This is a genomic window from Pedobacter sp. GR22-10 (assembly GCF_026239715.1).
Classification (GTDB): Bacteria; Bacteroidota; Bacteroidia; order Sphingobacteriales; family Sphingobacteriaceae; genus Pedobacter.
The window spans coordinates 533,407-556,771 of the sequence record NZ_JAPIVR010000001.1 but is presented as its reverse complement, the minus strand read 5'-3'; the positions used below and the strand labels follow the sequence as shown (position 1 = coordinate 556,771).

Annotated in this window: 19 protein-coding genes; 7 read left to right on the top strand and 12 right to left on the bottom strand. The window is 39.8% G+C overall.

Going from position 1 to position 23,365, the window contains the following annotated elements; all coding sequences use genetic code 11:
* Positions 1 to 186: 186 nt before the first annotated feature.
* Positions 187 to 807 carry a hypothetical protein gene (locus tag OQX64_RS02245; RefSeq protein WP_265817389.1) on the bottom strand — a complete coding sequence of 207 codons (621 nt, stop codon included), beginning with the start codon at positions 805 to 807 and terminating at the stop codon, positions 187 to 189.
* A 158-nt stretch (positions 808 to 965) separates the two neighbouring features.
* Between OQX64_RS02245 and OQX64_RS02240 the strand changes: the two genes are divergently transcribed.
* On the top strand, positions 966 to 2,072 hold the full coding sequence (locus OQX64_RS02240) for an AraC family transcriptional regulator (protein WP_265817388.1): 1,107 nt from the start codon (positions 966 to 968) through the stop codon (positions 2,070 to 2,072).
* A gap of 276 nt (positions 2,073 to 2,348) precedes the next feature.
* Here OQX64_RS02240 and OQX64_RS02235 read toward each other — a convergent pair whose 3' ends face one another.
* Positions 2,349 to 2,780: a hypothetical protein gene (locus OQX64_RS02235; RefSeq protein ID WP_265817387.1), complete on the bottom strand. Its 432-nt coding sequence runs from the start codon at positions 2,778 to 2,780 to the stop codon at positions 2,349 to 2,351.
* A 558-nt stretch (positions 2,781 to 3,338) separates the two neighbouring features.
* Between OQX64_RS02235 and OQX64_RS02230 the strand changes: the two genes are divergently transcribed.
* Positions 3,339 to 4,100: a metallophosphoesterase family protein gene (locus OQX64_RS02230; RefSeq protein WP_265817385.1), complete on the top strand. Its 762-nt coding sequence runs from the start codon at positions 3,339 to 3,341 to the stop codon at positions 4,098 to 4,100.
* A gap of 414 nt (positions 4,101 to 4,514) precedes the next feature.
* Here OQX64_RS02230 and OQX64_RS02225 read toward each other — a convergent pair whose 3' ends face one another.
* Positions 4,515 to 5,858, bottom strand: a complete 1,344-nt coding sequence (locus tag OQX64_RS02225; protein WP_265817383.1) for a serine hydrolase — start codon at positions 5,856 to 5,858, stop codon at positions 4,515 to 4,517.
* A gap of 639 nt (positions 5,859 to 6,497) precedes the next feature.
* On the opposite strand from OQX64_RS02225, the gene OQX64_RS02220 reads away from it, so the two are divergent.
* Positions 6,498 to 7,658 (top strand): cysteine desulfurase family protein, encoded by a 1,161-nt coding sequence (locus OQX64_RS02220; RefSeq protein WP_265817381.1) that lies wholly within the window; start codon positions 6,498 to 6,500, stop codon positions 7,656 to 7,658.
* Between the two features lie 294 nt (positions 7,659 to 7,952).
* Positions 7,953 to 8,417 carry an Lrp/AsnC family transcriptional regulator gene (locus OQX64_RS02215; protein ID WP_088300587.1) on the top strand — a complete coding sequence of 155 codons (465 nt, stop codon included), beginning with the start codon at positions 7,953 to 7,955 and terminating at the stop codon, positions 8,415 to 8,417.
* Positions 8,418 to 9,222: 805 nt separating this feature from the next.
* On the opposite strand, the gene OQX64_RS02210 is transcribed toward OQX64_RS02215, so the two are convergent.
* The 5 genes from OQX64_RS02210 to OQX64_RS02190 all read right to left on the bottom strand — a co-directional run bounded on the left by OQX64_RS02210 (position 9,223) and on the right by OQX64_RS02190 (position 16,071).
* Positions 9,223 to 10,365, bottom strand: coding sequence for a PepSY-associated TM helix domain-containing protein (locus tag OQX64_RS02210; RefSeq protein ID WP_265817380.1), 1,143 nt, complete (start codon positions 10,363 to 10,365; stop codon positions 9,223 to 9,225).
* A gap of 50 nt (positions 10,366 to 10,415) precedes the next feature.
* Positions 10,416 to 13,007, bottom strand: a complete 2,592-nt coding sequence (locus OQX64_RS02205; RefSeq protein ID WP_265817379.1) for a TonB-dependent receptor — start codon at positions 13,005 to 13,007, stop codon at positions 10,416 to 10,418.
* A gap of 100 nt (positions 13,008 to 13,107) precedes the next feature.
* A complete protein-coding gene (locus tag OQX64_RS02200; RefSeq protein WP_265817378.1) occupies positions 13,108 to 14,067 on the bottom strand; it encodes a FecR family protein in 960 nt (319 codons plus the stop codon).
* A 408-nt stretch (positions 14,068 to 14,475) separates the two neighbouring features.
* A complete protein-coding gene (locus OQX64_RS02195) occupies positions 14,476 to 15,012 on the bottom strand; it encodes an RNA polymerase sigma-70 factor (protein ID WP_265817377.1) in 537 nt (178 codons plus the stop codon).
* Positions 15,013 to 15,171: 159 nt separating this feature from the next.
* Positions 15,172 to 16,071 carry a winged helix-turn-helix domain-containing protein gene (locus OQX64_RS02190; RefSeq protein ID WP_265817375.1) on the bottom strand — a complete coding sequence of 300 codons (900 nt, stop codon included), beginning with the start codon at positions 16,069 to 16,071 and terminating at the stop codon, positions 15,172 to 15,174.
* Positions 16,072 to 16,246: 175 nt separating this feature from the next.
* Between OQX64_RS02190 and OQX64_RS02185 the strand changes: the two genes are divergently transcribed.
* Entirely contained in the window at positions 16,247 to 17,341 is a 1,095-nt protein-coding gene (locus tag OQX64_RS02185) for a ligand-binding sensor domain-containing protein (RefSeq protein WP_265817374.1), read from the top strand.
* 221 nt (positions 17,342 to 17,562) lie between these two features.
* Here the strand turns inward: OQX64_RS02185 and OQX64_RS02180 are convergent, their stop codons facing one another.
* The 3 genes from OQX64_RS02180 to OQX64_RS02170 form a co-directional block, all read right to left on the bottom strand.
* The gene (locus tag OQX64_RS02180; protein WP_265817373.1) at positions 17,563 to 17,775 is read right to left on the bottom strand and encodes a hypothetical protein; all 213 of its coding nucleotides are present in this window, start codon (positions 17,773 to 17,775) and stop codon (positions 17,563 to 17,565) included.
* A 317-nt stretch (positions 17,776 to 18,092) separates the two neighbouring features.
* Complete coding sequence (locus OQX64_RS02175) at positions 18,093 to 18,806, bottom strand: LytR/AlgR family response regulator transcription factor (RefSeq protein WP_265817372.1); 714 nt, start codon at positions 18,804 to 18,806, stop codon at positions 18,093 to 18,095.
* A gap of 18 nt (positions 18,807 to 18,824) precedes the next feature.
* Entirely contained in the window at positions 18,825 to 19,793 is a 969-nt protein-coding gene (locus tag OQX64_RS02170; RefSeq protein ID WP_265817371.1) for a sensor histidine kinase, read from the bottom strand.
* 310 nt (positions 19,794 to 20,103) lie between these two features.
* Between OQX64_RS02170 and OQX64_RS02165 the strand changes: the two genes are divergently transcribed.
* On the top strand, positions 20,104 to 21,309 hold the full coding sequence (locus OQX64_RS02165; RefSeq protein WP_265817370.1) for a serine hydrolase domain-containing protein: 1,206 nt from the start codon (positions 20,104 to 20,106) through the stop codon (positions 21,307 to 21,309).
* 156 nt (positions 21,310 to 21,465) lie between these two features.
* On the opposite strand, the gene OQX64_RS02160 is transcribed toward OQX64_RS02165, so the two are convergent.
* On the bottom strand, positions 21,466 to 22,110 hold the full coding sequence (locus tag OQX64_RS02160; protein WP_265817369.1) for a chloramphenicol acetyltransferase: 645 nt from the start codon (positions 22,108 to 22,110) through the stop codon (positions 21,466 to 21,468).
* Between the two features lie 70 nt (positions 22,111 to 22,180).
* Here OQX64_RS02160 and OQX64_RS02155 point away from each other — a divergent pair, with 70 nt between their 5' ends.
* Positions 22,181 to 23,155, top strand: coding sequence for a helix-turn-helix transcriptional regulator (locus OQX64_RS02155; protein WP_265817368.1), 975 nt, complete (start codon positions 22,181 to 22,183; stop codon positions 23,153 to 23,155).
* Positions 23,156 to 23,365 lie beyond the last annotated feature (210 nt).

The window sequence follows — 23,365 nt, the reverse complement described above, 5'->3', positions numbered from 1 at the left end:
ATTTTATATTGATGAGAATACTCATAGCGACTGACAGGGAAGATTTTATCCCTAATTCGTAGACATAAAACAGTACGTTGAAAATAGTGGAAAATTGAACAAGTGATGTGCGTGTATTCAAACACTCAGGGGGATGTACCTCCTGTTGTGGAAGAAGCCCATTTTGCTTGCGCCAAATACCTGATCTCAAATCAGTTCTAAAGTACGGTAAGCAGATAGATCCTCACCATATGGCCTTGCAGTATTCCACCAGCTAACCGTTCTACCCTTTTTTTTCCCCTCCTGGTATGCACCACCTGGCTGCTCACTCAGGAATGAAAATAAAAAAAGATGGTGCTCAGGGAAAGCAATTTCCTCGTCCTTGATACAAGGGACTTCCTTTAATTGCTTGCTGATGTACATCACCAATTGCGTCGGGTCTGAAGCAAAAAGGGGCATACCCTGAAAATGAAGCCGTTTCGCCCTGTCGTCAGCAAAAACCTCCACCAATTGATTGCCTTTATATTCCAGTGATATTCCTGAATCCATGAACACCCTCGAGATATCATCCCGGCTATCTCCGACCACCTGCATTGCTTCAAGTACATTATTTAAATCCTCCTGACTGAAAAATTCACTGAACTGATTAAAGGTATCATATAGTTGCTGTTGCTGCTCCTGCAAATTTTCGTTTTTTTCTGCCGTGATCGATCCGAGTTCTTCGTGATGTGTCTGCAGCACTGATTTATCCGTCAAAAACCGTATCGGCCCTAGGCCTTTAAGCGGCAATAGTTCCCAAAATGACGAATGTAGGTTAAGGTTGCACATATCACGAAATTAAGTATTATTTGAAGGAAAACCACAGGCATAAATGGGGCATTACTTTAAGAAAGAATAACTAAACCCTTTATTACGTTAGATGATCTGGATTTTATAATTATTCCAGCAAAAATGACTTTGGGCAATTTATTTTTCCAAAATTTGTTTTGGCAGAAAAGGGAATTATGACTAGAAGTAATAAACAGGAAAGACATAGAATTAGCGCCTATCCACCATGGGACAATGTGATAAAAAGCCGCTCAAATTTAATGTTGCAGGATTTATTTCTAGATTTGGCATATAGAAAATACCTCATATTATATACTATCGGCATAAGTTGTACAGCATTTAAAAAAATGACCATCACAGATCAAGAAATACAAGCTGATTATCAAAATCGAATTAACCGGGTGTTTGAATTTATTGATGAAAACCTGGATGCTGATTTGTCATTAAATAAAATTGCAGAAATTGCTTTTTTCTCTCCTTTCCATTTTCATAGGATTTTCAAATTTATTACAGGTGAGACATTGAACGAATACGTAAGCAGACAGAAGATAGAAAAATCAACTTTGGCCCTGTTGCATAAAAATATAACAACATCTGAGATAGCACATCGATACGGATTTAGTGATAATTCTTCATTTTCAAGAGCTTTTAAAAAGTATTTCGGAATAAGTCCAACAGAATTTAAACTGCAAAATCCGAATAGACATAGCAAGATTTGTCAACTTGAAAGCAAGGACGGACAAGCCTATCCCAGCTATGAAAAATACATTTGCATCATTGATAACCTTAAAAAATGGATCAACATGAATGCAAAAATTGAAATTAAAGAAATGCCAAAAATGGATTTGGCTTATGTGTCAAGTATTGGAACACAGAACCTTGAATCTGCCTATCAAACATTAATGAAATGGGCTACACCTCAAGGTTTGATAAATGCGCAAACTAAAATGGTTACGATTTACCACAACAGTTTTAAGGTTACAGAAGCCAGCAAAGTAAGAAGGAGTGCTTCAATTTTGCTAAATAAACCGGTTGAAGTAAAGGGCGAAATTGGATTAACTTCAATTCAAAAAGGAAAATTTATTGTAGGTAGTTTTGAAATTGGCCTGAATGAATTTGAGAAATCATGGACGGGATTGTTTTTATGGATGAACGAAAATGGATATAAAAAAGCGGATAAAAAGCCTTTTGAGATTTATCACAACAACTTTAATGACCATCCGGAAAGAAAGGCAATTGTTGACTTTTGCATACCAATTGAATAATAGAAAAGCGGTACAGTGTGTATAGTTAACGGCGGTTTTGTGCTAATTAAAGGTTTTTAACATCTAATAATCTTCTCGTTAAACAAAAAGTAAAGTACTTATAAATCCGCCACCTAACTATACACAAACCGTTAAACCATGCCTCTTATTTCATGATTTAAATACAGCCTGGTTTTGCTTTCCATGCATGCCTCTGCTGAAATGCCATTGCAGCACCGATCATCATGATATTGGCAAAAAAGTGTCGTTCCAAAATGTGCTGATATGATAAATTGATTATCTTGGCAAACGATATGTTACCTTTCCTTTCTGATCTAAAAAATTCAACTGTGCATTACCATTTGAATCAACCTGCATTTGTAAACGCGGTCTACCCATACGGTCAGCCAAAGTAACCATCGCTGTTTTTTCATTATCTTTGCCAACAAATACCCGTTGCGCATATGCCCTGTGGCCTGCTTTGGGCTCAATCAATTTTTTAAGCAGTGCTTCCTTTTCCTTACCCTCCGGAAGTTTTTGAGCCTTCTTGTACGCCGTTCGCCAATCCCAAAAATCAGGTGAATTTTGCCAATCATCGATATGCAGCCCAGTATTTTGACTACCATTCGTATCTGAGTATTGAAGGTAAATTACCTGATTCTGGTTATATTGATCAAATGACAAATGGCCTGTAGCATTGTAATTTCCAATACTATCCTTACCACCCATAAATACTAACCCGCCATTCTCCGTACCCTCATCATTAAAAAAATTAAGCGCGGTCTTAATCCACCTGGTATAGGAGGCGTCAAACCTTTTCCATAAGCAAGAAACTCTGGTGACCGGCTTTTATTGGAAAGCACCATCCTTAACTTACCTTCTTTTTCAAGTATATTGATTCTTTCTACTGATATCTCTTCAAAATGTTTAACTCCTGACGGCGTAAAAGAAAAAACAATGCACCGATAAAAAGTAGTGTAATGCCTAAAGCATACCACTTTAGCAGCCTCAAATCTTTTTGCATTTTTATAATCCGTTCGTCCATATAGTTGAAGCTGTATTTTTTATTTTATGAATTTTTTTGCAAAAAAAACAGTTATTGAGTGAATAATTTCCCCTAAACTTTTATTGCATTTTTGTAAATTAAGCTACAAATAAAACTTCCTGGTATAACCAGGGATTGAAATTAATGTTGTGTTTAATTGCCAAATCAAAACACCTCAGTTATTCCATATCAGCCTTTATAGGGAAACTCCTATTTTTGTTTATTCAGTGAGATACAATACCATGAAGAAGATAGCATTTTTAACGGATACACATTTGGGGCAACAGGTTTTCCTGATAAATGAAGGGTCTGGTTCAGAAAAAATGGTTTACCGTGAAGCGGCTGATGCGCATCAGGAAAATTTACGGACTGTTCTGAATGACATTGTAAAAAAAGGAATCTCTGAAGTGGTATTCGGTGGCGATATTGGTTCCGAAAAATCCAATCAGCACTTCTTTGATCTCATGAATACATATAGGCTTAAACCCAGGATTATTCTGGGAAACCATGATACTTATGCAATAGTTTCAACATATTATCGCCATGAGGATACAGATGATACACAAGAACTGAAATATGCACAGGAAGATGAACATTACAAGTACATCTATCTGGATACTTCTTCAAATTCCATTAGCGGCACACAATTGGCCTGGTTTAAAAACGAATTGAGGACAGAGAAAAAAGTGATTATCTTCATTCATCATCCAATTTTGGGAATCATCACGCCCATAGATCATCTTGGCGCAGCACTGGGCAGGCGTGACGAATTAAAACAGGTATTGCTGACCCTTAAAAATGAGGTAACTATCTTTTGCGGGCACTATCATATGGAAGATAGATGTGCCGAACAAAATATTATCCAGTATTCAACTCCTGCATGCGCCTATCAAATAGAAAAGACGGTTCCATCCATTATGATTAATGACCGGATATTTGGCTATAGAATCATCACTATTGAAGATAATCAGATCGACACAATGCTGGTCAACTTTGATAAATGAGATATTAGCTCTGGCATGTTTTCGGACGTCTTTTACAAAATTCAAGTGTGTTCGAAAGATTACATGACCATCTCCGCAAATAACCATTTTCTGGAAATTTATCTGGCAATACAGTTCCATTTATTCCTGTCTATAATTGCTATGCTATAGACACTAAGGCTAAAGATCGTATAATAATGGATTGGTTCTGAGAATGTCTGGAATACCTCTTCTTCATTTGCTGGCAAAAACTGAAGATAATTTTTTCCTGACGGATTTGGATGCAAAAGTTTTCTTTACAAAAAATGGCGATGGAACAGTCAATGCCTTTTCTATAAAAGATGGTGAAAATATAATTAAATGCCTTAAGGTTATTGATGTAGTCAACGGCACGGCGGCGCTGTTTATTTACATCTGCAACTATTCGAATTGTAATCAATCATTTCCTTTCTTATCGCCCGCACCACTCCACAAACCGTCACGGATACTCAGCTGAATTTTCCCTTTAGCAGTAGTGCTGAATATCAAACTCATATTAGCATCCTCAATAAAAAACCTGCTGGCACTTTCGGCAAGCATCTTTACCGGCGGCTTATGGTTGGTTGCAATGAAAAGCTGATTGTCTTTTAAACTAATGGTAGTGATATACTCATCAGAAATATCATACTTCCCGACGTACTTCGCTACCTGGTCAGTAGTAAGTGCGATCGCCTGTTTTGGTTTGGGTAGGCTATATTTTTGGCCATATAACAAGGCGATAACTTTTGAACCAATGCTTTCTATAGTCGTACTGGTTTGGTTAATCAACATGATAATACAAATATCATCTTCCGGGATCCGGCAAAAGTAGCTTGTTGAACCTTCTACATTACCTGCATGATAGGCCATCTTCCGATGTGCCACGCTATCTATAAACCATCCATATCCATAATCTCCTTTTACTGATGTGTAAGATTTGTTGAGACTGGCGGCGGAAATCAGTTTGTTTTCTTTGAGTGCCCTATTCCATACCGCTAAATCTCTGGCGTTGCTATACAATCCGCCAGAAGAATAGGTTGTACTGGCATCCCATACTTTTGCAGGGACAATGCGGGTGGAAGAAATGTAGGCATAACCTTTTGTTTTTAAGCTGCTTTTTAGTTGAGCATAATCAAAACCACTATGGCTCATGCCCAATGGCTTAAAAACAGATTGGTTCATGGCTGCTCCGTATGACATTCCCGTCAGCTTTTCAATAACCATTCCTAAAAGATTATAGCCTGAATTGCTATAAGAGAATTCAGTTCCAGGTTCAAAATCCAGCGGTTCGGCAGCATACAGGCCGAGCATTTCCTGTTTGCTTACACGCTGGCCGGATAATACTTTAGCACGGAATTCTGCATTCCGCAGCTCTTCGCGGATCCCCGATGTATGGTTCAGCAGTTGTGCTATGGTGATTTCCTTTTCGGGATGGACTGCGGGAAAAAATGTGATAATCCTGGTGTTTAAACTAAGTTTCTTTTTTTCCACAAGCTTCATAATCAAAACAGCAGTAAAGCTTTTTGTCAGCGAACCTAACTGGAAGATATCATTTGTTGTTGCCTTAATGTGTTTTTCCGCATTGCGGTATCCATATGCCTTTTCAAAAATAGTGTGTCCGGATTTCGTAATTAAAATGGTGCCGTTGAACTTATTGAGCTTTCCATAAGTACTGATGAGGGTATCTATTTTTTGTGGTAAAGTTTGGGATTTGCTAAGGATGCTGCTGAAAAGGAAAAGAATCGGCAAAAAGTATCTCATGAAATTGTTGAATGAATTTCCTTTTAGATAGAAATTGCAGATAAAAGTTACAGGTTTAGGTTTGGTCTTTGTTCAATTAAAATTATATTCTTCTACATCCATTTAAATAGCATCCTCCCCGACTTTGGCAGGTCATCTTCTTCTTTATCAAATCAACACTGGGTTCTGGTGGAACGTAAAACCATCCTCTTCGCCACGGCTATTGTAAAGTCAAATCATAGATAAGATTATTTCTGTATCCCATATGCTCTATTTTAAAGCATCCAATACCGAATTTTATCGAATAAGTTTTTACAGCTGGGCAGAACAAAATTAGTCGTCTTTTCCTTGATAGGTAGAAAAGTATTTTGAACGCCCCTTAGACACTGCCGTGCTCTAAACTATATCTTTCTGTATTATTGGCTTCAGGCATACGGTGATTTGCCTTCGCCTCAACTTCCTGTTTAAATGCTGCTGAAATCAAAAATAATTCTGAAAAATTTATGCTTCCAGCCCGGCAAACCTCATAAAATTCTGGCATAAGGGTCAAATCACCCCAGATTTCCGGAATAATCATGGAAAATTCACAGGTGATTGATTGTGAACGCCAACAACATCAATTTTGTGAAGCTAAAATAAGTTTAACATAAACTTCCCATAATGAACCAAATTGCATACCTAGATAACGCGGCTACGACTCAGCTTGCCCCAAAGGTTCTCGAATCGATGATCCCTTATATGGAGGAATATTACGGAAATCCATCATCCATATATGCTTTGGGCAGACAGAGCAGGCTGGCAATTGAATCCTCAAGAAAACAGGTTGCAGAAATGCTTGGTGTTAAAGCCACTTCTATTTATTTTACAAGCGGAGGAACAGAAAGCAATAATACAGCAATTGCGGCTGCAGTTAATGAACTGGGCTGCACACACATCATTACGTCACCGATAGAACATCATGCTGTGCTCCATACTGTTGAACACTACTGTCAGTACAATAAACTCAGCTGTTCTTTGGTTAAGCTCAATGCGATGGGAGAAGTTGACCTCCCGGATCTGGAAAATCAACTGGCAGCATATACCAAACAAGGTCATAAATGCCTGGTTAGCCTGATGCATGCGAACAATGAGATAGGTGTTTTGCTGGAAATTGAGGCGGTTGGCGTTATTGCCCGCCGGCATGGTGCAATTTTTCATTCAGACTGCGTACAAACCATAGGACATTACCCCATCAACCTGATTGACTATGGCGTTCATTTTGCTTCGGCATCAGGGCATAAGTTTCATGGCCCTAAGGGGACAGGCATTCTTTATGTTAGCGATGGAACAAAGTTCGGTGCGCTTATCCATGGCGGAAGCCAGGAGCGTAAGAAACGGGCTGGCACAGAAAATGTTCATGGAATTATAGGTTTTACAAAAGCACTTGCCTTGGCTATGGATAACTTTTTACATGATCATTCATACATCAAATCTCTTAACAAAAGAATGAGGCTTGGACTTAAAGCTATCTCGAAAAATATCAGCTTCAACAGTTCAGAAAATTCACTTTATACGGTTCTGAGTGTCAATTTTCCTGCCGGAACTCATACCGATTTAATGCTGGCATTGATGGACAGGAAAGGAATTTACGCATCTGGCGGGAGTGCCTGCAGTAGCGGTGATGAGGGTGGAAGTCATGTGATCACCGCCTTAAAGAAGGATCTTCCAGGTGCAACCATCCGGTTTTCATTTAGTAAAATGACCAGTGTGGAGGCTATCGACTTCACGCTTGAATTCATCAGCAGTATGTTGTTACCTAAGGATCAGGCTGTCATCTTATAATAGATATGGATACAGGCAATTCATCCATAACAGGAATGCGTCAGTGCTGGCGAATGATGACATTAAAAGGATCAAAAAAACATCCAGCCGGTAAAATTTTGAAATTCAATAGATAGTTGATTCATCCGAAGAGTATTTGGTATATTGCGGTGATGGATAACGGTTCATACGTTTCATGTTAATAATGAATTGGGCCGGATACAACAGAAGCATAAAATGTACCGGAGATTCCGTGCCATTCGATCATTGCAAAAATAATCCGGCATTTATCCTTTTAAACAGATCAATAATCATATGACAGAGCTAGATGTAACAGATAAAGAAATTCTGAGAATTCTCCAAGTGGATGCGAGCATCACACACAAGCAGCTTTCAGGCCAGCTGTATAAATCAGTAGCCACTATTCATGAAAGAATCAGAAGGCTAAAGAAGTTAGGCTACATCAAGCGGACGGTCGTGATTCTGGATAGACGAAAGATCGAAAGGAACCTGATCGCATACAGTCAGGTGCTGTTAAATGACCATGCCGCGGAAACACTTAAAGGCTTCGAAGATGAAGTCGTAAAATTTCCGGAAGTAATGGAGTGTCTTCAAATGACCGGAAGCTTCGATTTTGTATTGAAAATTGCCACCCGTGATATGGATGCCTATCACGACTTCTATCGTCAAAAACTGGCAACATTGCCTAATATAACCACTGTACAAAGTTTTTTCGTACTCTCTGAAGCCAAAAGCGATACCGCCTATCCGATCTCATAAACGACCGGATTTACCTCGAATATAACTGGCTTTACCCTATTGACTACGCCATATGAATGGATGTTTGCGCCTGTACCTGATTAGCTGAAAAAACTTAAAAGCTGGCAGGTAAATCATTGAATTGAATATCGATCTCACCTGTATCAAAGATTTATATCCTGAACATTCTTCATTTCAGCAGGCTTCGACGTTAATAAGTGGCAAGCCATCCAGCTTGCCCCCTTATTCATCATTAACTAACTAAAAATGCTGGCTTAACTTCTACAAAACGCCAGTTTAACTTTCCGGTACGCCTATAATCCGGCTTTCAGGAATTTGATATAATTTTCAACATAACCGGCACCCTGCGGGCTGATCATGGCTTGCTCCGTTCTTGGATCCAAAAGCACTTAAAACGGCGGTGAATTGGAATTGAATTTAACAGTCTGAAGGTTAGACCAAAGATGGCAAACCGGCTGCCTTAACACAACGGAACCCCTTAACTTCCATAAAAGATTGCCTAAATAAACGTTAATGCCAGAAAATTTTTGCTTTCAGACGAAAGAAAGGCAACCATCCTGAAAAAAGAGCAAGTTGTTCCTAAAGCTATTGGTGCATTTGAAGGCTTTTAAATTACATAGGCCTAACCTGGCATCACGATACGCAAGATTACCCTTAGCAAGGTCTCTATATTTTTTTGCTCGATCTGCGATTGAAGCGAAATCGCAAAGGAAAGGATTAGAGCAGTACATGGCTTGGATCAAAAACCCATAGCATTTGTTTTCCTAAAAAAAGAAGCACTGCTTTCCCCCACCTGAAACAGCAGCTAAGTGCTTTTGCCTTTCTTTCTGTTGTACCAGATCAAAAAACCAGTTAAGGGTAAAGATGCAGAAATCAGTGATCCCAGGAAAGCAAGTATTTTACCGGGTAAACCCAGAATATTTCCGGTATGGATATCATAATTCATTGCGCTGAATCGCTCACCGATACGTTCGTCTTCAAACCTACTGGTTTCTAACAATTGCCCTGAAAGCATGTCGTAACGGTTCGTAACTGTTTTAAAAGTCTGATCATAGCTGGCAAGCACCATTACCGTTGACAGCTGCTTAGCCGGAAAATAAAAATGGTAGGCCTTTGCTGTAGGATATTTCTTTTTGATCTCCTTAAAAATAAGATCTAAACCCTTACTTTCAGCCTTTTCAGGCAATCGATGTACCATCGCTACTTTTGTCTTGTTCGAACTTTCACTCAAATTGAGTACCTTCTGCAGTCCCCTATCCAGCATCGGAAATGCCCACATCATTCCGGTGAGGGCAATGACCAGCCCCAGGCTCATCACGTAGAAACCAAGAATATTGTGGAGATCATAGTTCCTGCGTTTTAAACCGGTATTCTTCTTCCACTTAAACCAAAACCGAACCCGCCGGGCCTTTTTATTTTTTGGCCACCACAAATAAAGGCCGGTGAGCAAGGAAATAACATACAGCAGGCTGACCACGCCAACAACAGGCTGACCCAGTTCTGTTTTTAATAACAAACTCCAGTGTAAATACAAGATCACCCTGAAAAATTCAAATTCAGACTGTTCATGAAAAACCAATTCACCGGTATAAGGGTTCATAAACAGGGATTCATAGAACTTTTTCTCATGCCAATACCAATTTCCAGCGTTGGTATTGTTTTCCCGGTAAGCCCTGAAATGCCATGTTTGCATGGGATCATTATCAATCTCTAAGGCCGATACCGGCTTATCTTTACCCCAGATCTCCTGCGCCTTCTGCATCATTACAGTTATGGATAATGGTTCGCCGGATGCTGGTGAAACCTGCATTCGGTCTGCATAAACCAGGGGCTTGATTTCATCGACAAAAACAAGGATACAGCCCGTTAATCCCAATATCATCACAACCAGCCCTGATAGCAGCCCGATCCATAAGTGGATGGCAATTAGTCTTTTTCTTAAGTCCATATACTAATCAGGCAACCAGGGAATTAAACCTTGGTTGCCTATTCACGCATTTAAAATCGGAAGGAAAGGTTCGCCGCTAAATTTGCCGGTGCCTGCGCATTTGCCCAACTGTCCCAATATTTTTTATTAAAAACGTTGTTGGCTTTAACCTGTATGCCCCAGGCCTGCCTATTGTAAAATACTACGGCATTAACCAGGGTGTATGACGGAATAAAAAATTTGTTATTTGAAGCTTTGTACATTTTATCTACATAATTCATTCCTGCACCAAATCCCAGTCCCTTAAATTGATTCTGAAAAGCATATGAAGCCCAGAAATTCGCTACATTTTCAGGTGCATTTGCAGCTTTATTTCCATCAATATTAGCATCCAGAGCTGCTTTAACAATACGATTATCATTATAAGCATATCCCGCCAAAATGTTCAGACCGGCAACGGGTTGCGTAATCAGTTCCAGATCTAAGCCCTTACTTAATTGCTTCCCATCTTGTATGGTAAATAACTCCTCATTCAAACGGGTAGCATTATCAATATTGATCCGGTAATAACTGGCGGTAAAGCTGAGTTTCTTTTCGAAAAGCTCTGTTTTGATCCCACCTTCTGCCTGGGTAGCGAATAAGGGATCTAAAACCTGCCGGCTGCCATTCGGCTGCGATACCGGAGCAACATTCTGGAAACCACTCATGTAATTGGCAAAAAGTGAAACTGATTTAGGCAGCAATTCATAAACCAGACCAAATTTAGGTGCATAAGAAGTTTGATTATAACCATCTTCATCACCTTCAACGGCCTGCCTTTTATAACGATCCAAACGCAGTGATAACATCGCCGAAAGACGCGGTAACAGGTTAATCATGTCTGATGCATAAACACTGGCCGTTTGCTGCGTTGGGGAAGGAAAAGGTGCAAAGCTTACCAGTTTATCAATTTGCTGGCTAACAATTGGCTTGAAGGCTTTTGTAACATCAATCTGATCAATGGGCTGGATATCCGCAAATAGAAAACTTGAAGTATAATGACGGTAATTTGCACCAATTAAAAGATTATGGGTGAAACTCCCTGTTTTAAACTTGCCATTAAAATTCTGCTGGATATTTGTGTATCCGTTATAAACCGGACCATACACATAGGAAGCCCGGGTTACATTACTGGGAGAAGACCAAATCACCAAACGCTGATAACTGTGATCTACATTTTCAGAAACAAAAGAAAACAGTGTAGTCGACTTAAAGTTATCTGATAGTTTATACACCCCTTCAGCAAATATACGCGTCGCATAATTTTGAACATCAACATTGTCATGAAACAATGTTTTCCGGTAGTCCAGTAATAAATCGCTCGGTTGTTTAATGGCTGCAGATCGGAATACATAGTTCATCGGCTGCGTATTATGTACCTGCAACAACTCTGCATCAACATTTAATGACAGCCTTTCATTGACGTGATAGGTAATGCTTGGTGCCAGTAAAAAAGTGTTGTTAAAACCATAATCCAGAAAACTCCTCTCCCGATTCAGGGCAGAATTTACCCGGAAAAGCACCTTTTTTTCCTGATCAAGCGGTGTATTAATATCTAGTGTAAGGCGGTTTAAGCCAAAACTCCCCGAAGTATAGCTAAATTCCGTACGTTTTGCTTCTATCGGTTTTTTTGTCACCACATTCACAACCCCGCCAAAGGACGAAACCGACGCACCAAATAAAGTACCTGAAGGTCCCTTCATCACTTCAATGCGTTCGATGTTCGCTAAATCTACAGCAGAACGGTCTGAAGTAGATTCCATGCCGTTACGGGCATTAATTCCGGTTCCAAATCCCCTGAAATATGCGCTGACGCCGCCAGAAGGGTTGGTGATAGAAACGGCCCCCCCGGCATTGCGTATGGCATCTGCCACGGTTACCACCACCTGTTCCTGCATCAGCTGTTTGGTTATTACGCTATACACCTGTGGATTTTCCAGGTTTGTTAAGGGTAAACGGGAAACATATTCAGTCGTTTTGTTTGCAAATCTATTTACGCGCTCGCCATTCACAACCACTTCCTGCAGTGCCCGCATATCCTCATATAAAGTGAATAAAACTTCCACTGTAGCATTTGCAGTAACCTGAACGCGCTGTTCCTGCTCCTTTAACCCAACATACCTGGCTGTGATGGTATAGCTTCCAACTTCTACGTTATTAAAACTAAAAAGACCATTTTCATCTGCCTGAATTTTGCTGCCGCCCATATCGATGTTAACATATGCCGCAGCCAGGCCGTCGCTCGTAATCACCCGCCCTTTAATCGTTCCCTTACCATTTGAAGGCTGAAGGTTAATCTGGTTTCCTTTTACCTCTATTCTCCTGATCTCTTCTCCAAAAATTCCATGAAGAATAGATTCTACAGTGGCATTTTGATAAGTTAAGTTCACTTTTCTATTTGCATTCAACAAATCCGGACTATAAATAAAACTGCAACCTGCCTTGGTTTCTATTTCTTGCAAAGCCTGGGCGATAGAGACATTGTTAAGCTGAATGCTGATTCTTTTTTTCAAAGCTGTGGTTTGTGCCATAGCTGAATTGGTAATTAAAATGGTGAGTAAAATTAAAATGATTGTTTTCCCCATGCGTGAAAACAATCTTGTGCTAAATAGCAAAAAGTTCATATTTTTGATTTGAAGTAATGTGATTGATTATAGTGCATTGCTTATACCCGGTGAACAACTTTAGCGACGCGTACACCGGGTATTTATGTTAAAAATCTACTTATCTGGACAATGTGACCTCCTTATCTTTTATGTTGTATTTTATATTAAGTGCAAAACTGATATCCTGAAGTACATCAGTCAGTGAGGGATTATCAAATCGGGCCTTTACCCTATAATGAAGCAAAGCCGGATCACGGAGGTGAACTTTAACGCCATACCAGCGTTCCAACTCAGCCGCAACTTCGCTTAATTTACGATCATTAAAAATCATGATACCTTTGGTCCAGGCCACGATATGCGCACTGTTAATCGTGGTTTGCTTTAGTGAATGACCATTAAATGTGCCCTGCATATTGGGATATAAAATCAGCGTATCGATACATCCGGCAGCTGTTAACTGTACCCTGCCCTCTTCTACAGCCAATTGATCAAAAGGACCTTCCCAGCTCTGAAGATTGAAGCGGGTGCCCAGCACGCGTGTAGTGGTATGTTGGGTTTGAACGTAGAACGGTTTGCCTGGATTTTTAGTTACCTCAAAAAAGGCTTCTCCTTTCAGAAACACCCTTCGCTCCGTTTTTGAAAAATGATCGGGATATTTCAACCTGCTTCCTGCATTAAGGTACACCAGGGTGCCATCAGCTAAGGTAATCCTGGCTTTTTTTCCATATGGAAGCATTACTTCCCTATAAGTGAATGAAGCACCGGCAGGTGATTGTTTGTTTGACAGATATAAGCCCAAGCCTGCCAGTAAAATAAATATTGCCGCTATCGATATTCTTTTATACCATACCGGCATTCGAATAACCTTGTCCGGTTCATCATAGCCTTTTACTTCCGGATGCGCTCCTGCAATACGTTGCCACAACTGCTCCTTTATTTTTAATTCTTCTTCTGAGGAACGAAGTTCATAAGGCTTTTCGGGACTTCCATCCAGCATCCATTGTTCTACGATCTTCCTTTCCACAGGGCTACATAAACCCGCCCAATATTTTTCTAACAAATGATGATCTACCGACATGAACTGCTTTTAGAATACAAGTCGGAGATCGGGAGATTTACCCTTAGTTAAAAAAAAATATTTTTGCTATTGGTTAAAGCCTGTTTAAAATAAAACTTATTTCGTATGTCAGTGTGAGTGTATTCGAAGACCATTTCAACGCATTAATAAAGCAATCGACCAAGGCTACCATTGACAGACTCCAAAAAAAACTCGTCATTTCGAGGAGGAACGAGGAAGCAGTCTTTATAGCAAGGATTACCAGCATGATAGATTACTTTGTCGGCTGAAAAAGTCTTTTCGCAATGACGATCCCTCCAGGAGATATTTCGATTAAATTCTACTATAATTGATTTTTATACAACAAATTATCCCTCCTGTGACAACAAAAGGCTATTTATTCCTGTTATAAAAAATTAAAATAGGCACTTAATGTAAATGAGTTTTGAGAAAACGCAATGCTTTGGTTAAATGTGCTTCTACCGTTTTTTCTGAAAGCTCAAGCTGTTCTGCAATTTCTGGTATAGTCAAACCACTGTTGCGACTTAACGTGTACACCTGTTTGCACCGGCAGGGCAGCCTGTTCACGAGTCCATCGACAAAATGATCCAGATCCTTAAAAAGAATAGTTTCTTCTGTGTTGTTGATGCTTTCGCAGAAATTTTCTAACAGACACTGGTTCTGGCTTTCCCTTTTAAATTTTTCACGGTAGTAGTCACTGATTTTAATCCGTGCTGCCCGAAATAAATAGTATTCCATCCGGGTTTCCACATGAAGAGCATCTTTACGCCGCCAGAGAGAACAAAAGATATCCTGAACAATATCCATCGCCACTTCATCATCATGGATATGGTGCTGACAAAATGCAAGTAAGGGTTTCCAGAACTGTTCAAATAAGGTGCGAAAACTTGAATCATCAATTTGATTCAGTAATTGACCATTTTTATTACCCTTAAAAATTTTCACAAATGCGCTTGTTGCTTATACAGAATGGCAAATATAAACCATTATATTTAATAAGTCTAAATAGTTTAAAGATAATTCATTCGGATCATCTTCCAATGCTCCCGTGAGAGAAGTATTCAGATTAAAAGTGATTTGATATTTTACTGCTTAAATAATTCTTCAACTGCACCGGGAATCAACTTCAAGCCGATATCCCTTTCCGCGTATCACCACAATTTTGAGATCAGGATCTGATTCCAGTTTTTTTCTGAGTTTTGAAATGAACATATCCAGACTTCGGCCTACTATAATACCTTCATCTTCCCAGATCTCTTTCTGCAACCGGCTTCTCTCTATCGTCTCGTTCGGAGACAATGCAAAAATGCGCAATAAACGGTTTTCTGTTCCGGTCAGGTCTATGGTGTTTCCATGTATCACGAGCTTCCGGTTTTTCGCATCAAATAACATGGTGCCTAAAGTGATCATTTCATCATGCTCACGGTGAGTTAAAACCCGAATCGGCTTAACGGCGCTCAAAAAGATAAACCCAAAAAAGGCTAAAAATGGCAGACTGCTGAGCAGGTATACATGCCTTGTTGTACGTATTCCTGCCGGTTTGAATGTAATATTGATCATATAATATGCTTTGGGTTGCCTTCTTCCGATACAGGCTACTATATCATCTTTTTTATTTTTGGATATCGCATATCCATAGGCCACGCTGGAGTTGCCACGATTCAGTACATTCACCACATAATCACCGGCCAGCGGATCTTTATCCAGCCAACGCCGGCTGATATTCACCAGAGCATCTGTTTGAAAACTAAGCGCATGTTCAAACCTGATCTGGTAATTATTTTCTCCGGTTCGCTTTACCGGAAGCACCCTGGATGTACTGTCGCCTGACTGCAGAAGCAGTTCATGTCCGATTTTGCGGAGTAAAATTTCCCTTCTGGCGAAGTCGAAGCTATCATTCCCCGTTACACTCAAAGCGGCACACAGCACAGCAATAAATGATATAAATATTCCTGCGAACAGGTATTTGCGTTTTCCGGAAGGGGGTTTTAGACTAAGTTGCATATTGTCAAGCCTTTATTTACAAAGTTTACATTTTTATTTACAATCCTGATGCTGCCGACGGAAAGATACCAAAGTAATTTCGCTGAATCAATTTTAACAGGGGATAAACCATCATCTACAAACAATCATAAAGATTGCCCGTGATGGCTTCATCCCGCAAAAAAATTATATCAAGATGAAAAATAACAGAAACTTTTGTTACAGCCTGCTGATCATTCTGGCAGGCGGAATTTATTTACCTGTACAGGCCCAGCAAAAAAAAGATGCTCAGGATGTCATTGAAACCAAAGTGCTAAACATTTCTCATGCCCCAAACAGCATCGTTCGTACCATCAAACAAGATCGCCATGGAAACATCTGGATGGCCTCATGGGCGGGTGTTATTAAATACGATGGAAAATCTTTCAGCAATATCACCGGTAAGGTTAGCCCGGCACGCTTTTTTTCTATCCTCGAAGATAGAATGGGAAATTTTTGGTTTGCTTCTGTTGGTTCAGGAGTTTATCACTATGATGGAAAATCTTTTCGAAATTACACCACCAGAGACGGACTTGCCAATGATCGGGTAACTAATATTTATGAAGATAAAACCGGTCAGATCTGGTTTGGTACTGAAGGTGGTGCAAGTCTTTATAATGGAAAATCCTTTCGCAATTTTAAAATGAATGAGGCTCCTCCCTTTAAAGCGGCTGATTCTGTCCATGTTTCTGTTTACCAAAAGTCACTTCCTGAAGTGAGCTGGATGCATCATGATGTGAATGCCGTCATTGAAGACAATACCGGAAAATTTTGGCTGGCTACGAGGGGCCATAGCTACTGGTATGATGGGAAAACATTCACTAAGATCAACAATAACGAGGGCAAACCCTTTTTAAATGTTCGTTCGATCATCAAAGATCAAAAAGGCCATATCTGGCTTGGTGGTGCCGATGGGCTTTGGCGCTATGACGGCAAAACATTTACCAATTTTACCCAAAAATTTGTGGGTTATATTTACGAAGATAGAAAGGGTAATATATGGACCAGTTCAGAAAGTGCGAAGAGTCAGAATTGGGTACTTTCCCGTTATGATGAAAAGTCTTTATTAAATAAAAAACCGATGGTCACCGAAATAAAAACAAATGATAAAATGCTTTTCGGAATTTTAGAAGCTAAGGATGGCAATATCTGGTTTGGCGGTTTAAAGGGGGTGTACCGTTATGATGCCAGCCTGCCTGACGGACAGCAAAAATCAATTACGCACTTTAAGGGCAAAGAAGCTGAGCAATAAAAGTATATAAAATTGGTATCACCAGGCTGGAGTTTGGTCGGGATGCTAAATTTGAAATGTCATCCTGAGCTTGTCGAAAGACTTGTAAAACCATCTCGTTAACAGTGTTTCGATAAGCTCAACATCAAATTTAATCTACATGAATGATGATGATATAGCCGCTTTGTATTAAAAGTAAATAATTAGAACTTGATATGTGCAGGTTTTATGCATCTCTTCACTTAAAAATATTTTTTTTCGATTTTTAATTTTCGCTGGTCGCCTTTTTTAAATTTTATAGTTACCGTTGCCTGTTCTTTCCCCTCAAGAATTGGCTTGTTAGTAAGCAGATTACATAGATCAACATCTTTAAAGGAAATACCGTCAATTTCGACAATTTGTTCCCCAGGTGCTACGCTCTCCCCTGCTTCCTGCCAAACGATACCTACAACCATTTTGTTGTTACTAAATGCCGGCTGAAAAGGCCATTGCTTTTCGGCCAGGTCTATTTCTTTGTCGTCACCTTATTATAGGTAAGATGCTGGGAAAAACCATCCTTCGACAGGATCAAAAAAAACAAGAGAAAAATTAATTTATACATGTATATCATTTAAAACTGAAACTTGTTCAAAATAGCTAAATAGAAAAACATATGAAGATATTTAACGATAATTAACAGCATTCATTAGCACAGCTGTTGATCATATCTTAACTGAACAATTGACAAGATATTGGGAACGATGTTAAATGAACTCACTCTGGGTTTTGAAGTTTACAAATTCAACCGAAGTTCCTGCAACTTCCTGAGCACATACGCTTTATAGTTCGGGCCAATGGGTATCGTTTTGTTACCGATCGCAATATCATTGGCGGTAAAAGAGGTCATCTTAGCCATATTGACAATAAACGACCGGTGGACGCGCAACAGCGAAAATAACCTGATATCCGTTTCCAGATCGCTGATCTTGTATTTAATGTTGATCGAACTGTTCTCATAAAACACCCGTATATCATCCTTAATACTTTCAATATATAAAATATCAGCCATATTTAATCGGTGACTTCTCAATCCTGATTTTAAAAATAAATAAGAATTTTGTGTTGCGACAGCAGCTACAGGATTTTCAGCATTCCGCGACCGCAGATACCGGTCAACAGCCTTAAAAAACCGCTCGAACGTAATGGGTTTTAGCAGATAGTCGATGATGTCCAGGTCATAACCATCAATGGCGTATTCGCGATATGCGGTTGTGATGATCACTGCTGGCGGATCCTTTAAGCCTTTTAAAAAGTCAATACCTTTTATTTGGGGCATTTCAATATCCAGAAACATCAGATCTACCGCAAGAGTTCTCAGCAGCTCCAGGGCCTTTACTGCCGTAGAACAGGTAGCCACCACTTCAAAAGCATCCAGTTGCGCAAGGTGATTCTGTAACAACTTAATCGCCAGCGGTTCATCGTCAACCAAAAGACATTTTATTTTCATAGCGTTAAAGCAATTAGGTTATACATCCACAAGATTAATTTCCAGTTCCACATCATAAGTATGGTTGATCATTTTTATATTTAATTTATACCGCGAAGGATAAAGCAGATCAAGCTGCCGCGTAACATTGTTCAGGCCGAGGCCATTCCCTCCTGTTGCGGGCTTCTCTTCCACAATACTGTTAGTCACCTTAAAACGGAGGCGGTTATTTTTCAGGTGGAGATCAATATCAATAAAGGGATTGCCGGCATCCATACCCGCACCATGTTTAAATGCATTTTCCACAAGTGATAATAAAATCAATGGTGCGATAGTGGCCGCTTTGTCGGTAACATAATCAAAATTTATCCTTAGCCGTTCATCATATCTGAGCTTTTCCAATGCAAGATAATTCTCAATCAGTTTAATTTCTGATAACAGCGGAACATAAGCCGTATTACACCTGTAAAGTACATGATCCAGTATCTCGGATAATCCGGCAATCGATTTTGAAGCAACCGGAGCATTCATGAGCGACAGCGAATAAATGTTGTTTAAGGTATTGAATAAAAAATGCGGATTGAGTTGGCTTCTCAAAGCTTTAAGTTCCGTTTCTGCCTTTTCTTTCTCCAGCATCAATGAACGTTGCTGAACCACGTACTGGTCACGGATCAGTTTGACAAAAGCGAATACCCATGCCGCAGAGAATGACAGGGTAAAGTAATGCGTTACTAATTTGGGGATATCGGATAGGATCTGCCATAGTGATTCCTGTGCGAAAGGCGGTGTTCTGATGAGTGGTTCCAGGAGATATATTACCGCAGCACGTGAGCAGGCAGAAATGAGGTAAGCACCTGCAATAAAAAAGACGACCACTTCAAAATAGTTTTTTGAGCGCATTAATTTTGGAATGATCAGGTAGGCCAGAAAATAAGAGGCCAGCATGGTCACGGAGATATAATAAATCTGACGGTACATAATGTTGTCGAATTGCTTATATTCTTCCATATCATACCGGTTCATAAAAAGCAATGCGACGATCAGCCAAAAGATGACATGAGTTTGAAAACGGCGAGTCAGGCTGAACTTAACAATTCTTTCAATCAATGGCATAACCAAAGATAACACATAGGCCGCTTATCCTGAATAAACACGACGGAATAACCGGAAACCAGCCTGAAAACGGCAAATACACAGATGAAATGGAATATTTCGCTAAATAACAGTTTCTGTATATCATTTTGGCTTTTGCGGCAGGGCCATGTTGCAGACCAATTATTTTGTTCGATTTTCAGCTAAATTTTCAAAAATCATCAGAATGAGATCACAAATTTATATTATTTCCCTGCTGCTAGGCATGCTCATAAGTGCCACCGCCTGCGGGCAGCAGATTGAGCAATTACCCTTAAAATCCACCAATGCAATTGATAGTGTTATCCTGAAAAAAATGAGTAATGCGCAACTCGTAGGCCTGGGTGCAGCCATTATCATCGACAAAAAACTTGCCTGGTCTAAAGGCTACGGTTATGCCGACCGGGAGAACAAGATACCATTCACCACATCGACCGTCATGAATATAGCCTCTGTATCCAAAACCATTACCGGGGCCTGCCTGATGAAAGCCGTGGAGCAGGGAAAACTTTCCCTTGATGAAGATATCAATACCTACCTGCCCTTTAAAATTCATCACCCATTCTTTCCAAAAGAGAAAATCACTTTGCGTCACCTGGCTACCCACACCTCCGGTCTGAATGACAGGTTCCCTTTTTATAACTCCGACAGTTTATATGTTAACGGAAAAGATTCGCCGGAGAAGCTGGCAGATTTTCTGCGCAATTATTTTTTGCCTGGCGGAACACATTATGCTAAAGAAAATTTCATCAATCACAGGCCGGGTACATTTCGGGAGTATTCCAATATCGCGACCGCCCTGGCAGGTTACATTATCGAAGTGCAGACAGGTAAAAAGCTGAACGACTACAGCCGGGAATATCTATTCAAGCCATTGAAAATGAATGACACAGGATGGTTCCTGTCTGAGATCAACCTGAAAAAGCACGCCAGGCTTTACCAGAAACAGGCGGATAGCAGTATTAAAAGAATACCACTTTACGGACTGACCACTTATCCCGATGGTGGCGTACGTACATCGGTCAATGACCTGTCCCATTTCTTTATCTGCTTGTTAAATGGCGGAAAATTTCAAAACAGACAGGTGCTCAGGGAGAAAACGGTGCAGGAGATGCTCCGGTTTCAGTTTGATGACGCGCATAAGCCTGAAAATATAGCACCAGCTCAACTTAACTCCGGTATTTTCTGGTCTACCAAGATGGGTGGAAAAAGGATCGGGCACAACGGCTCCGACTTTGGTGTAAGAACTTTCATGCTTTCTGATCTTAAAAAGGAAGTGGCGGTGATCATGTTCATCAATACCTCATTGCTGGAAACAGAGGAGGCCCAATTCTTTGGTATCTACAACGAACTCTATCAATATGGCGTTAAAATCAGAAATGGTGATCATTAATAGCAATTATGTTGATCACCATTCAGCCAGCCGGGCAGCAATAAAAAATATACCCAGATGGCATTTGAAAGTGCGAATGGACCAGTTGAAACTATCCTCAAACTAAGCTCTCAAACACTGATGATAATAAATTTCTTAGCATATTTCATCAAACATTCAGGTACCGGTAACCTGCATGCTTTGTTCAAATGCTGATAAAAATTTGCTGACATGTACGCCATCGCAAAGTGCGTGGTGTACATGTACAGAAACAGGCAACAGCACTTGCCCGTCTTTAAATAAGAGTTTACCAAAAACGATTTTAGGAACATGATCACCCGCTTTAAGCATTTGTGCATGTTGCATGCTGGTGAAATTTATACCTGGCAGAATAGAATAATGTATCATATTCATCACATCCGGCTTTAAGGTCAATCCAACCGCAGCTTTTTCCAGCATGATCACATTCCTGGTCTCCTGGCAAAAAATTTTAAAATCCCGGTGGTAATTAAAATAAGCAAAACCAAATGTTTCATCATTTCTTAACACGGTAATGGAGCCTGAAATCAAGCTATACTCAACAACTTCATCAGCCTCAATTCTGTACCGAAACTCTTTAATGTGGTTTGCGGCCAAAAGTGATTTATGCAGATAGTACAAAAAGAATGGTATTTGGTATGCTTTACAAAAGTGGTATGCTTCTGTACAATTTATCAAACTCGTTACGCCAAAAAAAGGCTGATCAAACGTGCTGAAAAAATTATAGTGCGCCTTGCGTTTCCAGGTGCTGATATCTATTATATCTTTGGTAGGTATTTCCATGTCAGCAATTTGCGGCTTATGATTTTAATGCGATATACCAAAAAGGATTAAGAATATACCAAAACGGATTATGTACCAATTATCAGGAAATGAGTTTAAAAACTTAGTTAAAAGAGAATTTACTACAGATATCATGACAACTGATTCATCAGTAACGCTGCCTGATGTTTTTAGCTGTCAAACGAAAAGTTTGAGGACCACAGATTTCGACCTATTAAATTTCTATGGTACTTTTAATGAAGATACCCGGGTAAACCATTTTCAGGATAACACACATGTAAGCCTGCACTTTCAACTCGCAGGTAGTTCTGGTGCCTTCATTTCAGGCATGCCAAAGGATCAGTCCATGCGGCAAGGACAATTCAATGTTTTAAATTGTATAAACCCAACCAGTTCCTTTATTTTCCCTAAACAACAGCAGTACGAATATATGTGCATTGGATTAAAAACTTCTTTTTTTAATGAAGTATTGCATGAATGCGGTACTCCATACCAGGAATTAATAGCCCGGGGCGAAGACATGAAAAGCTTTGCGGTTTTTGATTCACCTATGCATACCAATGCTTTCCAATTGTCGGCCCTACGACTTTTACAAAACCCGCCAATAGCCGATAACCTGAAAGAAAACTATCTGAAATCGAAAGTGAAGGAGTTGATTTTACTTTGCATGAATGCCTACTCCACAAACAGCAACCAACCTGTTAAATCACTAAACAACGTAGACATTGATAAGTTGAAAGCTGTGAAAAACTACCTGTCCATAAATTACTTATCTGCTTTGACCCTGGAAGGCATCAGTAGGGAATTCCTCCTGAATGAATTTAAGTTAAAGAAAGGCTTCAAACAAATTTTCGGGTTGACGGTGTTCAGCTATATTCATGAATTAAGGATGCAGCATGCTGATTCCTTAATCAGTGATGCTAAGCTTAATATCGGAGAGATCGCTGCCATTTTGGGTTACACATCCGATTCCTCATTTATCCGGGCATTCAAGTTATTCTATGGTCAATCACCTGGAAAGAGGATAGCCTCTCACATAAAATAGCTTGGATAAGGGAAATCAGAGCACGATTACGGCTTAATAAGCTATCGGTTGCAACCGCGATGCAATACTCAATTTTTTTTCTTTTAACTGCAGCTTGATTATAAATTAAGTATTTCCACCTTAAAATGATAGTCCTCATGAACTGATACAAACACAGCCAAATAAATGCCTGACAATGGAATTTCATCATTGCCCTGCCCCATTTTGCGC